The organism is Nocardioides sp. NPDC054178 (assembly GCF_055585005.1).
The window spans coordinates 211,395-224,832 of record NZ_JBVJKY010000004.1 but is presented as its reverse complement, the minus strand read 5'-3'; the positions used below and the strand labels follow the sequence as shown (position 1 = coordinate 224,832).

At 70.5% G+C, this 13,438-nt stretch carries 12 protein-coding genes; 3 read left to right on the top strand and 9 right to left on the bottom strand.

Translation table 11 applies throughout. The features are described from left to right. Position 1: 1 nt before the first annotated feature. Together ACZ6WN_RS17015 and ACZ6WN_RS17010 are read right to left on the bottom strand one after the other, a co-directional pair. Positions 2 to 1,537 (bottom strand): GMC family oxidoreductase, encoded by a 1,536-nt coding sequence (locus tag ACZ6WN_RS17015; protein ID WP_465866149.1) that lies wholly within the window; start codon positions 1,535 to 1,537, stop codon positions 2 to 4. Then, positions 1,534 to 2,946 (bottom strand): purine-cytosine permease family protein, encoded by a 1,413-nt coding sequence (locus ACZ6WN_RS17010; RefSeq protein WP_465866148.1) that lies wholly within the window; start codon positions 2,944 to 2,946, stop codon positions 1,534 to 1,536. Before ACZ6WN_RS17010 ends, ACZ6WN_RS17015 begins: the two co-directional genes overlap by 4 nt. A gap of 186 nt (positions 2,947 to 3,132) precedes the next feature. Between ACZ6WN_RS17010 and ACZ6WN_RS17005 the strand changes: the two genes are divergently transcribed. Then, a complete protein-coding gene (locus tag ACZ6WN_RS17005) occupies positions 3,133 to 3,939 on the top strand; it encodes an endonuclease/exonuclease/phosphatase family protein (protein WP_465866146.1) in 807 nt (268 codons plus the stop codon). Here the strand turns inward: ACZ6WN_RS17005 and ACZ6WN_RS17000 are convergent. The 3 genes from ACZ6WN_RS17000 to ACZ6WN_RS16990 are packed head-to-tail and all read right to left on the bottom strand — an operon-like array spanning position 3,923 to position 9,041. Further along, positions 3,923 to 5,995, bottom strand: a complete 2,073-nt coding sequence (locus ACZ6WN_RS17000) for an oxidoreductase (RefSeq protein ID WP_465866144.1) — start codon at positions 5,993 to 5,995, stop codon at positions 3,923 to 3,925. The two genes, ACZ6WN_RS17005 and ACZ6WN_RS17000, sit on opposite strands and share 17 nt — an antisense overlap. Further along, positions 5,992 to 7,506 (bottom strand): APC family permease, encoded by a 1,515-nt coding sequence (locus tag ACZ6WN_RS16995; RefSeq protein ID WP_465866143.1) that lies wholly within the window; start codon positions 7,504 to 7,506, stop codon positions 5,992 to 5,994. The genes ACZ6WN_RS17000 and ACZ6WN_RS16995 overlap by 4 nt, the downstream gene beginning before the upstream one ends. Before the next feature lie 50 nt (positions 7,507 to 7,556). Continuing rightward, a complete protein-coding gene (locus ACZ6WN_RS16990) occupies positions 7,557 to 9,041 on the bottom strand; it encodes an aldehyde dehydrogenase (RefSeq protein WP_465866142.1) in 1,485 nt (494 codons plus the stop codon). Positions 9,042 to 9,140: 99 nt separating this feature from the next. On the opposite strand from ACZ6WN_RS16990, the gene ACZ6WN_RS16985 reads away from it, so the two are divergent. Continuing rightward, positions 9,141 to 9,794, top strand: a complete 654-nt coding sequence (locus ACZ6WN_RS16985) for a TetR/AcrR family transcriptional regulator (protein WP_465866140.1) — start codon at positions 9,141 to 9,143, stop codon at positions 9,792 to 9,794. Between the two features lie 3 nt (positions 9,795 to 9,797). On the opposite strand, the gene ACZ6WN_RS16980 is transcribed toward ACZ6WN_RS16985, so the two are convergent. The 4 genes from ACZ6WN_RS16980 to ACZ6WN_RS16965 form a co-directional block, all read right to left on the bottom strand. Next, a complete protein-coding gene (locus ACZ6WN_RS16980) occupies positions 9,798 to 10,424 on the bottom strand; it encodes a hypothetical protein (RefSeq protein WP_465866138.1) in 627 nt (208 codons plus the stop codon). 56 nt (positions 10,425 to 10,480) lie between these two features. Beyond that, positions 10,481 to 11,044, bottom strand: coding sequence for a PIN domain-containing protein (locus ACZ6WN_RS16975; protein WP_465866137.1), 564 nt, complete (start codon positions 11,042 to 11,044; stop codon positions 10,481 to 10,483). Next, a complete protein-coding gene (locus ACZ6WN_RS16970) occupies positions 11,041 to 11,418 on the bottom strand; it encodes an excisionase family DNA-binding protein (protein WP_465866136.1) in 378 nt (125 codons plus the stop codon). Before ACZ6WN_RS16970 ends, ACZ6WN_RS16975 begins: the two co-directional genes overlap by 4 nt. Before the next feature lie 83 nt (positions 11,419 to 11,501). Beyond that, the gene (locus tag ACZ6WN_RS16965) at positions 11,502 to 12,704 is read right to left on the bottom strand and encodes an MFS transporter (RefSeq protein ID WP_465866134.1); all 1,203 of its coding nucleotides are present in this window, start codon (positions 12,702 to 12,704) and stop codon (positions 11,502 to 11,504) included. A 48-nt stretch (positions 12,705 to 12,752) separates the two neighbouring features. Between ACZ6WN_RS16965 and ACZ6WN_RS16960 the strand changes: the two genes are divergently transcribed. Continuing rightward, entirely contained in the window at positions 12,753 to 13,409 is a 657-nt protein-coding gene (locus ACZ6WN_RS16960) for a FadR/GntR family transcriptional regulator (RefSeq protein ID WP_465866133.1), read from the top strand. The last annotated feature ends 29 nt before the right edge of the window (positions 13,410 to 13,438 follow it).

Here is a 13,438-nt window from a genome sequence, read left to right as displayed (position 1 = left end):
GTCAGTGCGCGCCGCGGATCAGGTCCGCGGCGCGCTCGGCCACCATCATGATGGTGACGACCGGGTTGGTGGCGACCAACTGCGGGAACACCGAGGCGTCCACGACGCGCAGCCCGGCGACGCCGCGCACCCGCAGCGACGGGTCGAGCACCGCGAGCGGGTCGTCGTCCGCGCCGATCGCACAGGTGCCGCTGACGTGGTAGACGGTCTGGTGCGTGGCCCGGGCGACCTCGCTGATCTGCTCGTCGGTCTGCACGTCCGGCCCCGGGAAGACCTCGCGCACGAGCCGAGAGGCGAACGGCTCGGCCGCCGCGATCCGCCGGGCCAGGCGTACGCCGGCGACCAGCACGGCCTCGTCGCGGCCGTCGGGGTCGGTGAAGTAGCGGTAGTCGATCGACGGCGCGACCTCGGGGTCGGCCGAGGTGATCCAGACGCGGCCGCGGGACGCGGGGCGGGCGACGTTGGGGGCGATCGAGCAGATCCGCTCGGGCAGCTCGGCGCCGTACGCCTCGGCGTGGACGGCCCACGGCTCCACCGGGAAGTGCATGAGGACGTCGGGACGGTTGTCGGGTTCCATGACGCTGACCAGCGCGCCGGCGTCCCAGCCGCTCGCGCAGGTCGGCGGCGGCGACTCCTCGAGCTCCCACACGACCAGGCCCTCGGCGTGGTCCATCAGGTTCTCCCCCACGCCGGGTAGGTCGAGGACCACGGGCACGCCGGCCGCCTCGAGCACGGCGCGCGGGCCGATGCCGGAGAGCTGCAGCAGTCGGGGCGTGTCGATCGCGCCCGCGCAGACGATGACCTCGCGCCGAGCCGTGAGCTCGACCGGCGAGCCGTCGATCCGGGCCGTCACCCCACGGGCGACCCCGTCGACGACGTCGACGCGCTCCACCCGCGCACCGAGCACGACCCGGAGGTTGTGCCGCGTCGCCCGGGCCGGGTGCAGGTAGTGGATGGAGGTCGAGGAGCGGAGGTTGTCCTCGGGCGTGTAGCCGACCTCGAAGAAGCCGGCGCCCTCGGCGCGCGTGTCGAGGCGGCCGTCGTTCCAGGCATCCTGGAGCGGGATCTCGAGGGCCGTCGCCGCGGCGGCGACCATGTCGGCGACCATCGGGTTGCGGTCCGCCGCAGCCACCGGCTGGATCGGGGTCAGCAGCCGGTCGTAGTAGGGCTGGACGACCTCGGCCGACCAGCCCGCCGCGCCCCGCTCGACCCACTCGTCCAGGTCGGCGGCGAGCGTACGCCACGAGATCATCGTGTTGCCGTCGGAGCAGCCGCCGAGGATCCGGAGCCGGGCCTGGCGGATCGCCGAGTTGCCGCGCTCCTGCGGGACGCTGCGGTAGTCGAGGTCGTACTCGCCCTCGAGCATCTCCGCCCAGCGCCGCAGCTCGCGGGCGCGCGGCTCGTGCTCGTCGTCCGGGCCCCACTCCAGGAGCCCGACGGTGACGTCGGGGTCCTCGCTCAGGCGCGCGGCGAGCAGGCTGCCGGACGTACCGCCGCCGACGATCAGGTAGTCGAAGGTCGTCTCGTCGGGCGTCATGCGACACCCTCCGCCTCGACGACCGGGCGGTGGCCGGAGAAGCGGGCGAAGCGCTTCATCAGGAACAGGTAGAGGGGGCTGATCACGGCCAGGCCGACGATCCAGGAGATGTCGACGCCGCCCAGCCGCTCGGCCAGCGGGCCGACGTACATCGTGGTGCTCAGGAACGGGATCTGGACCAGGATGCCGAGGAAGTAGCAGGCGACCGCGATCAGGTTGAACCGGCCGTAGCGGCCGCCGTCGCGCTCGAAGAGCGAGTCGATGTCGTAGTCGCCGTGCTTGAGCGCGTAGTAGTCGACCAGGTTGACCGCGGTCCACGGCACCAGCACGCAGAGCAGCAGGAGCATGAAGTTGGTGAAGTTGACCAGGAAGTTGTCCTTGCCGGCGAGGCCCATCACGACCGCACCGAGGAACAGGGCCGCGGAGACGACCGCGCGCGCCGAGGCGCCGGGCACCCAGCTCGGGAAGATCGTCTGCCCGACGGTGATCGTGGACAGCGCGCCGCAGTAGAGGTTCATCGCGTTGGTGCAGGCGATGCCGATGCCGAAGACCGCGATGATCAGGCCACCGACGCCGGGGGTCAGGTCCTGCAGGCCGGTCACGGTGTCGGCCTCGGGCAGCGCGGCGCCGACGAGCGCGCCGAGGAGCATCGGGAACAGCGACCCGAGCACGGCACCTGCGTACGTCGCCCAGAAGGCGGGCCGCACCCCGGTGTCACGCGGCATGTAACGGGTGTAGTCGGAGACGTACGGCGCGTAGGCGATCTGCCACAGCGCGGCGAGGGAGACCGTGCCCATGAAGCCGGACAGGGTGGCGCCGTCGGTGTGGAAGGTGCCGGTGGGCAGCTGGTGGACGCCGAGCATCCACACGAAGGCGAGGACCAGGACGACGCCCGAGACCAGGCTCATCAGGCCGGTCAGGGCGTGGATCATCCGGTAGCCGACGACCGCGCCGACGACGCTGACCAGGCCGATCACGATGATCGAGAGGGTCTCGTCGAGCCCGAACAGGCTGGAGACCGCCTGGCCACCGAGGACCATGTTGGAGGCGAAGAAGCCGACGTACATGAAGATCACCAGGATGACGACCAGCAGGCTTCCGTACGAGCCGAACTGGGCTCGCGTCTGCAGCATCTGCGGCACGCCCATCTGCGGGCCCTGCGCCGCATGCAGCGCCATCACCACGCCACCGACCGCATGGCCGAGGACGAGCGCGATGACCGCGGCCCAGACCGGCAGGCCGTAGACGGCCGTCGCGACCACGCCGGTGGCCACGGTGAGCAGCATGATGTTGGAGCCGAACCAGATGGTGAACAGGTCTCGCGCGCGGCCGTGCCGCTCGCTCACGGGGATGTGGTCGATGGTGCGCTTCTCGACCGCCATGGTCGCCTCGGCTGCGTCGTGCTGCATCGGAGATTCCTTCCTGGAATGCCGGCTCGGGGTGGGGCCCGAGCCCGCGATTTGCTCACGGTAGGCCCGGGCGGAGGGAGCCGACCAACACCGGTTTTCGTTGCTCTGCATCGGCAGAACAGATGCCGAGGATCGTTGACATCGACGCCGTCTTCCGCCCGGAACGTCCTCTGACAGAATCCGGGCATGCGCATCCTCTCGGTCAACGCATGGGGCGGTGCCCGCTACGACGATCTCGCGGCCTGGCTCCCCACCGCCGGCGCCGACGTCGTCTGCCTCCAGGAGGTGACCCGCACCGCGGGCCTGTCCGGCTGGACGTCGTTCGCCGACGGCGAGCGGGCGCTCCCCCAGCGGGCGAACCTGCACGACGACGTACGCCGCCTGCTGCCGTCGCACGAGGCCCTGTTCCTGGCCAGCGACGCCGGGCCCGTGACCGACGACGCCGGTCGCCGCCACCAGCAGGACTTCGGCCTCGGCACCTACCTCAGCGAGGAACTGCCCGTCATCGGCATGGCGAGCGCGTTCGTGCACGGCTGCTTCGTGGACCACGACGAGTGGACCGTCACCGACCGGCCCCGCGCGGTGCAGGCGGTGCGGGTCGTCGACCGTGCGGCCGGCCGCACCGTGTGCGTCGTGCAGCTGCACGGCCTGCGCGACCCGGCCGGCAAGGGCGACACCCCGGCCCGGCGCGAGCAGGCCGAGCGGCTCGCCGCCTTCGTCGAGACGGCCCGTGCTCCCGGCGACCTCGTGGTCGTGGCCGGTGACCTCAACCTGCTGCCCGACAGCGCGACCTTCGACGTGCTGCGCGGGATCGGGCTGCACGACCTGGTCGGCACGGCCGACACCCGCACGTCGTCCTATCCCAAGCCCGTGCGGCACGCGAGCTACCTGCTCGTCTCGGACCCGGAAGCCGTCGCGGGTTTCCGGGTCCTGACGGAGCCGGAGGTCTCCGACCACCGGGTCCTCGAGCTCGACCTCAGGCCAGCTGGGTGACCTCGCGCCGGAACGGCACCTCGTCGTTGGCGGGCAGCACCGCGTCGAACTCCTCGGCGGCGCGCCGCCCCGACCACACCGCGGCGGCGATGGTGCCGGGTGCCCAGGCGTCGCCGATGCCGCGTACGGAGGCGATCTCGCCGGCGTCGCGGCGGGCGACGAGGTCGAGGTAGAGCTCCTCCCGGGGCAGGCGGGCGGTGACCATGACGACGGCGTCGCAGTCGAGGTCGCGCTCGGCGCCGGTGTAGGTCTCGCGGACCGTCACCCCGCCCGCACCGACCGCCACGACGGCGTGGTCGAGCACCCGGGCGATGCCGTTCTCGATGACCCGGCGCTGGATCCGGTTGATCTCGAAGGTGTTGTTGGTCCACGACGAGACCTGCGGAGCGGGGGTGACGATCGAGACGTCGTACCACTTCTGCGCGAGGAGCTCGGCGACGACGCCACCGAGGTAGTAGTGGTCGTCGTCGTAGACGACGACCCTCTTGCCGTCGGGCAGGCGGCCGGCGAACAGGTCGTCCGGCCCGAGCACCTGGGCGCCCTCGGCGATCGGCAGCGGGCTGGTGTGGAAACGGGCGACGCCGTCGGTACGCCAGGTGGCCCCCGTCGCGGTGATGACGTGCTCGAAGCCGAACTCGACGATGTCCGCGGCCGCCATCGGGCTCTCGCGGTAGATCTCGACGTTGGGCAGGTCGGCGAGGACGGCCTCGCGGTACTCCTTGACCCGGCCCCAGGCCGAGAGCCCCGGCAGCTTCGACTCCGCGCTCACCCGGCCGCCGAGGTCGCGGCCGGCCTCGGCCAGCACGACATCGTAGCCGCGTACGCCGAGCGCTCTGGCCGCTTCCAGGCCGGACGGTCCGGCACCGACGACGAGGATGCGGGAGTCGCTCTCCTTGGCCCGGATCCGCTCCGGGTGCCAGCCGCGGCGCCACTCCTCCCCCATGCTCGGGTTCTGGGTGCAGCGGATCGGCGACATGGTGAGGTCGCCGGAGACGCAGATGTTGCAGCCGATGCACTCGCGGATCAGGTTGAGCCGGCCGTCGCGGATCTTGTTCGGCAGGAACGGGTCCGCGATCGACGGGCGCGCGGCGCCGATCAGGTCGAGGATGCCGGCCTTGACCTGACGCACCATCGCGTCCGGCGAGGTGAACCGACCGACGCCGACGACGGGCTTGGAGGTGAGCTTCTTCAGCCCCGCGACGAACTCCTCCTGGCGCCCCTCGGGAGCGAACCGTGAGGTGACCGAGTCGCCCTCCCAGCTGCCCATCGCGAAGTCCCACAGGTCGGGCAGCTCGCCGAGCTCGCGCAGCACGCCCTCGATGTCCTCGCGGGTGATGCCGCCGTCGACCTCCTCCTCGACCGTGATCCGGCAGGCCACCGCGGCCCGGCCGGCGACCTCCTCGATGGTGTCCTCGAGGAGCTCGCGCAGCAGCCGCATCCGGTTCTCCAGCGAGCCGCCGTACGCGTCGGTGCGGTCGTTGTAGCGCCGCGAGAGGAAGTGGTGCGGGGTGCCGTAGCCGTGGGCGCCGTAGACGTAGACGATGTCGTAGCCGGCCTCGAGCGAGCGGCGTACGGCGTTGCGGTGCCAGCGCCGCAGGTCCTCGATGTCCTGCAGCGACATCGCCCGGGCCTGGACCGGCGCGATCGTGTCGGGGGCGACCGGGAGGTGCGCGGGCCCGAGCGGGGTCTCGCGGCTGAGCTGGTTCGGCGCGTTCATGCCGTTGTGCGCGAGCTCGATGCCGGCCAGGCCGCCGCCCTCGTGGATCGCGTCGGCGATCCGCTTCAGCGCGGGCAGGTCCTGGTCGTCCCAGATCCGCAGCTCGATGAACGGCGCGATGTCGGAGGTCGCGTGGATCTCCACCTGCTCGGTGCACACCACCGACCAGCCGCCCTCGGCCTTGATCTTGCGCATCGCCGCCTGGGCGCTGGGGTCGCGGTAGCCCATGCCGTTGCAGTGCGGCACCTGGTAGAAGCGGTTCTTCGTGGTGAACGGGCCGATCTGGACGGGCTCGAACAGGAGGTCGTACGGAGCCGCCACGGGCTTGCTCTCGGTCATCGGGTGGGCTCCTCGGTGGGAACGGACGGGACGGGGGCGCCGACCTCGGCGCGGACGCGGGCACCTCGGACGTACCCGATGCCGCACAGCAGGAGCAGGCAGCCGAGGGTGCCGAGCGTGAAGACCTCGAAGGTCAGCTGGCTCACGCCCCAGATCTCCTTGAACGGGTACGCCTCGCCGAACAGCCGCTCGAGAGTGCCGGGGAACACCGCGACCCAGGAGCCGAGCAGCACCCAGGCGAAGGCCAGCCAGCCGAGCAGCGCGAAGCCGCGGTCGGAGACGGGGACGCGGAAGGGACGCGGACGGTCGGGATAGCGGGTGCGCAGCCGGATCGCGGCCGGGATCACCAGCAGGTAGCTGAGCAGGAAGGTGGAGATCGAGATGGTGAGGACGACACCGAAGATCGACGCGCCGTCGCCGGTGACCTGCATCGCGACGAGCAGGAACACCGTCGCCACGACACCGGAGAGCATGTTGACCCGCACCGGGGTGCCGAGGCCCTCGTGGAAGCGGCCGAAGAACCCGCCGAAGAAGGCGCCGTCGGCGGCGGTCATCGCCTGCATCCGGTCGGAGATGATCATCCACGCCGCGCCCTGGCTCATCAGGATGTAGACGAAGACGACGGCGGTGAGCGTGAGCAGCGGCTCGGCCGCGGCGCCGTAGACGGAGTAGACGGTGCCGACCGCGTCGAGGAGGCCGCCGATGCCGGTGATGTCGTCGCTGGGCACGACGAGCAGGATCGCGAAGATCGGCACCAGGTAGCAGACCGCGGCGGTCGCGCACGAGCGGAAGATCGAGACCGGTACGTCGCGGGCCGGGTTCTCCATCTCGCCGGCGGCGCTGTTGGAGGACTCGAAGCCGAGGTAGGCGAAGAGCAGGATCGGGACCGACCCGAACAGACCGAGCAGGGTCGGGCTGAAGTCGTCGCCGCTGAGGTCGACGACGCCGTTCTGCGCGGCGTAGATGATCGTGGTCAGCACGAAGAACGCGAGCAGGCCGACCTTGAGGATCGCTCCGCTGGTCGGCAGCCACTTGCCCTTGGCCAGGCTCGCGATCGCGGCCACCACGGTGATCCAGATGAACACGATCTTGAACATGTAGTCGCCGAACGAGCCGTGCTCGAGCGGGGTGATGTAGACGCTCACCGTTTCCGCGGCGAGGAAGGCCATCGAGCCACCGACCCACACCGGCTGGGTGATCCAGGTGAGGATCGCGGCCACCGCGGCCGCCGGGCGCCCGAAGGCGTCCCGGACCCAGGTGTAGGCCCCGCCCTCCTCGCTGAACGCCGCGCCGGTCTCGGCGAAGATCAGGCCGTACGGCACGAGGAAGAACACCGCGAGCACGAGCGCCCAGGTGAACGCCTCGGCGCCGTAGAGCGAGACCTGCCCGAGGGTCTCGAGGCCGACGACGGCGGCGATGAGCAGGAAGACGATGTCGAAGCGTCTCAGCGTCTTGCGCAGATGTGACTGTTGCTCGGCCGCGAGGGCGGTCGGCTGGTTGGTCTGGGTCATGGTGTGTCCCTGGCTGTTCGGATGGCTTCTCGGATGACTGGCCGGGCCGGTCAGTGGTTGATCCAGACGGTCTTGAGACCGACGTACTTGTCGAGGGCGTGCAGCGAGAGGTCGCGACCGAACCCGGAGCCCTTGAACCCGCCGAAGGGGGTCCAGGCGCTGAAGGCGTCCACGCCGTTCACGGTGACGGTGCCGGCGTGGATCCGCTCGGCGAGCCGGTGGGCGCGGCTCAGGCTGCCGGTCGCGACCGAGGCGGCCAGGCCGTACGGGGTGTCGTTGGCGAGCGCGACGGCCTCGTCCTCGGTGTCGAAGGCGGTGACCGCCAGGACCGGCCCGAAGACCTCCTCGCGGGCGAGGGCGGAGGCCGGGTCGACGTCGTCGAAGACGGTGGGCTGGACGTAGCAGTCGCTGCCGTCGCGAGTGATCCGCTCACCGCCGGTGACCAGGCGCGCGCCCGAGGTCCTGGCCTCCTCGACGTACTGCATGATCCGGTCGGTCTGCTCGGGCGAGACGATCGCGCCCATCCCGGCGGCCGGGTCGAGCGGATCTCCAGGAGCGTACGCCGCGGCCTCCTTGGCGACGAGGTCGACGAACTCCTCGTGGACCTCACGCTGGACCAGGACGCGGGAGTGCGCCGAGCAGACCGCGCCCTGGTTGAACCAGATGCCGAAGGCGGTCTGCTTGGCGGTGGCCGCGAGGTCCTCGGCGTCGGCGAAGACGACGTGCGGGCTCTTCCCGCCGCACTCGAGCCAGACCTGCTTGAGGTTGGACCGGCCGGCGTACTGCAGGAAGTAGGCGCCGACCTCGGTCGAGCCGGTGAAGGCGAGCACGTCGACGTCGGGGTGGAGGCCGAGCGCCTTGCCGGTGGTCTCGCCCAGCCCGGGGACGACGTTGAGGACACCGTCGGGGATGCCGGCCTCGGCGGCGAGCTCGGCGATCCGCAGCGCCGAGGAGGGCGACTGCTCGGCCGGCTTGAGCACGACGCTGTTGCCCGCGGCCATCGCCGGAGCGACCTTCCAGGCGAGCATGTCGACCGGGTAGTTCCACGGGACCACCGCACCGACGACGCCGAGCGGCACCCGGCGGATCAGCGCGGTCGTGCCCGGCGGGGTCGGCGCGACCTCGTCGTTGATCTTGTCGATCGCCTCGGCGTAGTAGCGGAACAGGTTCACCGAGAACGGCAGGTCCAGGTCGTACGCGTCCACGACCCGCTTGCCCATGTCGAGCGCGTCCAGGACCGCCAGCTCGGCGGCGTGCTCGGCGAGGAGGTCGGCGAAGCGGAGCATCCGCTCGCGGCGGAAGGCGACACCTGCCCGCGACCAGCCCCCGTCGTCGTACGCGGCCCTCGCCGCGCGCACCGCCTCGTCGACCCCTGCGGCGCCGGCGTCGGCGACCTCGGCGAGCAGGGCGCCGGTGGCGGGGTTGCGGTTCTCGAAGGAGCCCTCCGCGGTGTCGACGGAGCGGCCGCCGACGAACGGTCGTGTCCGGAGCCGGACCTCGGCGGCGAGCTGTCGCCAGTCCTGGTGGGTACGCACAAGCAAGTCCTTTCTTTGCGCTTCACCGCAAATATGAGGCGCGCCACACCAGGTGTCAATCATCCGCCCGCAGATTTCACATACGCGTTACGGTTGAGCATGGCTCGACGCAAGGACCAGGCCGCTCGGCGCGAACATCTGACCGCGGCAACTCTGACCGTGATCGCGACCCACGGCCTCGCCGGCGCCACGATGAAGAACATCGCCGCGGAGGCCGGCATCTCGCCACGGCTGATCGCCTACTACTACCCCGAGCTCGACGGCCTCATCGAGGCTGCCCACCAAGCCGCGACCGACCGCTACTACTGGTCGCGACAGCGCGCGATCGAGGGCGACCTCTCCCCCGCCGAGAAGCTCGGCCGCCTGATGTACTCAGGTCTTCCCCGAGGTGAGGACCTCCTCCTGAGCCAGGTCCTCGACGAGATCTCGGTCAACGCGAGCCGCAGCCCGATGCACGCGACCCTGATGACGCTGCTCTTCGACCGCGAGGTCTCGCTCTACGTCGCGGTGCTCGAGGTCGGCCGCGCGACCGGCGTGTTCACGCCGACCGACTCGGCCGAGGCGATCGCCCGCAACTTCGTCGCCCTCGAGGACGCCTTCGGCCTCCACCTGCTCGCCCACAACTCCTCGCTCACCCTGGAGCGCGCCGAGCAGCAGCTCGCCAGCTACGCCCACTCCGCCCTCGGGGTCCGGGTCACCCCGATCGACCCAGAACTGCCTAAGAAGGCAAAGAATCCCCCGGCTGCGAGATAGCAGTCAGGCAGCTGCGACCTGGGCCTGTCGAGCCGTCCGCGACAGGGCCTCGACGCCCCAGCAGGCCAGGCAGCCGATGAGCGGGATCGCCGCAGTGGACACCAGCATGAAGAGGTCGGAGACCACCGGCTGACCGCCCAGCGTCTCCCAGGCCCTGTCCGCCCACCTGATCCACACCAGCATCAACACCCCGGGCACGACCAGCCCGACCGGCCAGAGGTAGCCCCGGCGCCGCGCGATCCCCCATGCGGCCGTCAGGCACAGCACCGTGACCACCATCTGGAGCCGGATCATCCACAGCCACCACTCACCGTGCGGCAGGCCGAACGATCCGCGCCCTATCAGGAAGCTCACCACGAGCCAGAAAGAATCGAAGAGCCAGGGCACGAGCAGAAGGAGCGGGGCCGTGATCCGGCGAACGAACGTTCGTCCGCGCCAGACCAGCACCGCCGCGTACGTCAGGTAGACCAGCGTGAACAGCACACCCTGGACCGCGTACGTCTCCGGATAGCCGAGCTCCCACCGAAGCCGGTTCAGGAGCAGCAGTCGCGCGGCCTCCACCGCCACGACGACCACCGCCGCCACCACCGAGAGTCCGACCCGATCCGTCCGCTCCGCGGTCTCCATCATGTCCAGCAGTATTGCCGTCCGTCAGCGTTGGCGCAGGTACAGGACCCACGTGTCGGTCAATCTCCGGCCAGCGCCCGCCGAACCGCAGCGGCCGCGCGATCACCCGCGCATCGCGCGAGTGTGGCGAGAAGATCTTCTTCATCCTTCTTCGAGTACCGCAACGTCATCTCGTGCGCCGAGCGAACCTTCCCCGGCATCGAGTCGGCTAGGCGAACGACCAGATCCCCTGAACCGATCAGCTCGATGCCACGCTCATCCATCCAGGCCTTCGGAAAGTGCCGAAGGTTGTCGGTGAGCAGGATGTCGGCGTCAGCCGAGATCGCAGCCGCCAGAACGTGTCGATCCTTCGCGTCCATCTCGACGTCCGAAATTTCGTTCACAACCTCGTCACTGACCTCGACGATGGCGTATTCCAGGTAGTCGTTCATCAACTCTTCGAGCCGATCAGTGTCCTCGACGCGGAGGCCGAGGCCGACGCGCAGGTTGCGGGACATCTCATCCAAGATCTCCTGGGACCAGTGGATCTCGATGGCACCCGCATCAGCGGCGTACAGGAAGTAGTCCCGAAGCGTGCGGGAGTAGAGGATGTTCGCGTCCGCGAGAACAACGCTGAAGGTCAATCGACGAAGCCGATCTCGTTCGAGAACTCGGCCAGAGCTTCTGCCGCCTTCGCCCGCCGCACTCGTCTCGCCCGCTCGAACGCCACCAACGGTTCGGCGGGGATCCGGTGGTGAGATCCCACCATGATGTGCTCGATGTCGCCGGCCGCGATCATCTTCATCAAGGTCGGGCGCGAGACCCCGAGGAAGCTGGCTGCCTCAGTCGTCGTGAACGCCTCCTTGATCGGCACGACGACAGCGCCAGACGTACGCTCCGCATCCAGGAGGGCGAGCACCTTCTCTGCACTGGCTCGCGGCAGGCTCAAGGAGACGTGCACCGTCTCGTCCGCGTCGTCGAGTGCCGCACGGAGCATCCGCACGTCGTCGTTCAGCATCTCCGACACCTCAGAACCTCCCTCTGCACATCTGGAGCCAACTGAAGCAAGTGTAACCCGGATCCGAGGCCCGGGCGAGCGCTTCAGTCCTCAGCCGGGTCCCCGATGACGACCGGACGACCGGCGACGTACCCGGCCCCGACCTGGACGATGGCGAGCCCGAGCAGGAGCACGATGGGGACCGACCAGGAGCCGGTGGACTCGCGCAGGAGGCCGACGACGAACGGGCCACCGGCGGCGAGCAGGTAGCCGATGCTCTGGGCCATCGAGGACAGTGCAGCGGTGCCGGCGGTGGTCGCGGTGCGGATGCTGAACAGGGTCAGGGCGACCGGGAAGACAGCGCCGCCGATGCCGATCAGCACCGCCCAGAGCCAGGCGCCGGTGACGGGGGCGAGCCAGAGCCCGGCGAACCCGATCGCGAGCAGCGCGGTCAGGACCGCGACCAGGTGGCCCTGCTGGGACGAGCGAATCGCGAGCGTCGGCGCCAGGAAGAACACGGGTACGCCGACCAGGATGCTCACCGCGAGCAGCAGCCCGGCGGTCGCGTGGCTGAAGCCCGCGTCGGCGTAGATGCTCGGCAGCCAGCTCATCACGACGTATGCGAACAGCGACTGGGTGCCGAAGACGAGGGTCACGGCCCAGGCCACCGGCTCGCGCCACAGCGAGACCCGGGTGCCGCCACCGCGGCGACGACCGTGCTCGCGCAGGTGTGGCACCCAGGCCAGCAGGGCGAGCAGGGCCAACAACGCCCACACCCCCAGACCGACCCGCCAGGTTCCGGCCGCATCGGCGATCGGGACCGTGACCCCCGCGGCGATCGCCGCGCCCAGCGACATCACCGCGCTGTAGGCACCGGTGACCGCGCCGACCCGGTTCGGGAAGCCCTCCTTGACCACGGCCGGCAGCAGCACGTTGGCCAGCGCGATGCCGGCGCAGGCGACGAAGGTGCCGGCGAGCAGCAGCCACGGGCCACCGACCACCCGGACCAGCAGCCCGGCCACGAGCAGGCCGAGCGCGACACCGATGCCACGGTGCACGCCGAGCCGACGCGCGAGCGTCATCCCGGTCGCGCCGACGACCGCGAAGCACAGCACCGGCAGCGACGTCAGGAAGGCGCGGGTGCCGGCCGAGAGCCCGTCGAGACTGTCGAGCAGGGCACCGAGGGACGTGATGCCCCCGCGCAGGTTCGCGGCCACCAGCAGGACCGCGATCAACAGCCATACCGTCGACCGGACGGCTGTGTTCGACGGCGGAGACTCGGGGCGGGACTGGAGACGCGACTTCACGCCCACTAGGATGCCAGACATCGGATGATTGGATGAAAGGACGGCATCGTGCCGCTCTCGACCACCACGCCTCGCTCCCTGGTCGACCAGGCGATCGACGGCATGCGCGCCCTGCTCACCGACGGCGAGTGGGCCGTCGGCGCCCGCATCCCGCCCGAGCCCGAGCTCGCCGCGGCGCTCGGCGTCAGCCGCAACACGGTGCGCGAGGCCGTACGGGCGCTGGCCCACACCGGCGTACTGGAGGTGCGACGCGGCGACGGGACGTACGTCGCGGCCTCGAACGAGGTCGCCGCGATGATGCGGCGCCAAGTCGGCCGCGTCGACCTGCAGCACGTCCTCGAGGTCCGCCATGCGATCGAGACCCGCGCCGCGGCGCTGGCCGCCGAGCGGCGCTCAGAGGACGACCTGCGATCCCTGACCGCCATCATGGAACGCCGCGCAGCCTCCGTCGCGGCCGGGGACGCCGACGCCTTCGCCGAGGCCGACGCGGAGTTCCACCTCGGCGTGGTCACCGCGACCCACAACCCGCTCCTCATCGAGCTCTACGCCGGCTTCGAGGACACCCTGCGCGCCACCATCCACCTCGACGACGAGACGGCCGAGATCGCCGACGAGCACGCCGCCGTCTTCGACGCGATCCGCGCCCAGGACGCCGACGCCGCCGCGGCCGCCGTCACCGGCCTGCTCCACACGCTCGCTCGCTGACGCCTGACCACTCGACGCAAGCTAGAACA

What these genes read in the sequence shown, in the direction of transcription:
- ACZ6WN_RS17015 (WP_465866149.1), bottom strand. Translation starts at nt 1,537, where the DNA reads ATGACGCCCGACGAGACGACCTTCGACTACCTGATCGTCGGCGGCGGT.
- ACZ6WN_RS16995 (WP_465866143.1), bottom strand. Translation starts at nt 7,506, where the DNA reads ATGACCCAGACCAACCAGCCGACCGCCCTCGCGGCCGAGCAACAGTCA.
- ACZ6WN_RS17005 (WP_465866146.1), top strand. Translation starts at nt 3,133, where the DNA reads ATGCGCATCCTCTCGGTCAACGCATGGGGCGGTGCCCGCTACGACGAT.
- ACZ6WN_RS16980 (WP_465866138.1), bottom strand. Translation starts at nt 10,424, where the DNA reads ATGATGGAGACCGCGGAGCGGACGGATCGGGTCGGACTCTCGGTGGTG.
- ACZ6WN_RS16970 (WP_465866136.1), bottom strand. Translation starts at nt 11,418, where the DNA reads ATGCTGAACGACGACGTGCGGATGCTCCGTGCGGCACTCGACGACGCG.
- ACZ6WN_RS17010 (WP_465866148.1), bottom strand. Translation starts at nt 2,946, where the DNA reads ATGCAGCACGACGCAGCCGAGGCGACCATGGCGGTCGAGAAGCGCACC.
- ACZ6WN_RS16985 (WP_465866140.1), top strand. Translation starts at nt 9,141, where the DNA reads ATGGCTCGACGCAAGGACCAGGCCGCTCGGCGCGAACATCTGACCGCG.
- ACZ6WN_RS17000 (WP_465866144.1), bottom strand. Translation starts at nt 5,995, where the DNA reads ATGACCGAGAGCAAGCCCGTGGCGGCTCCGTACGACCTCCTGTTCGAG.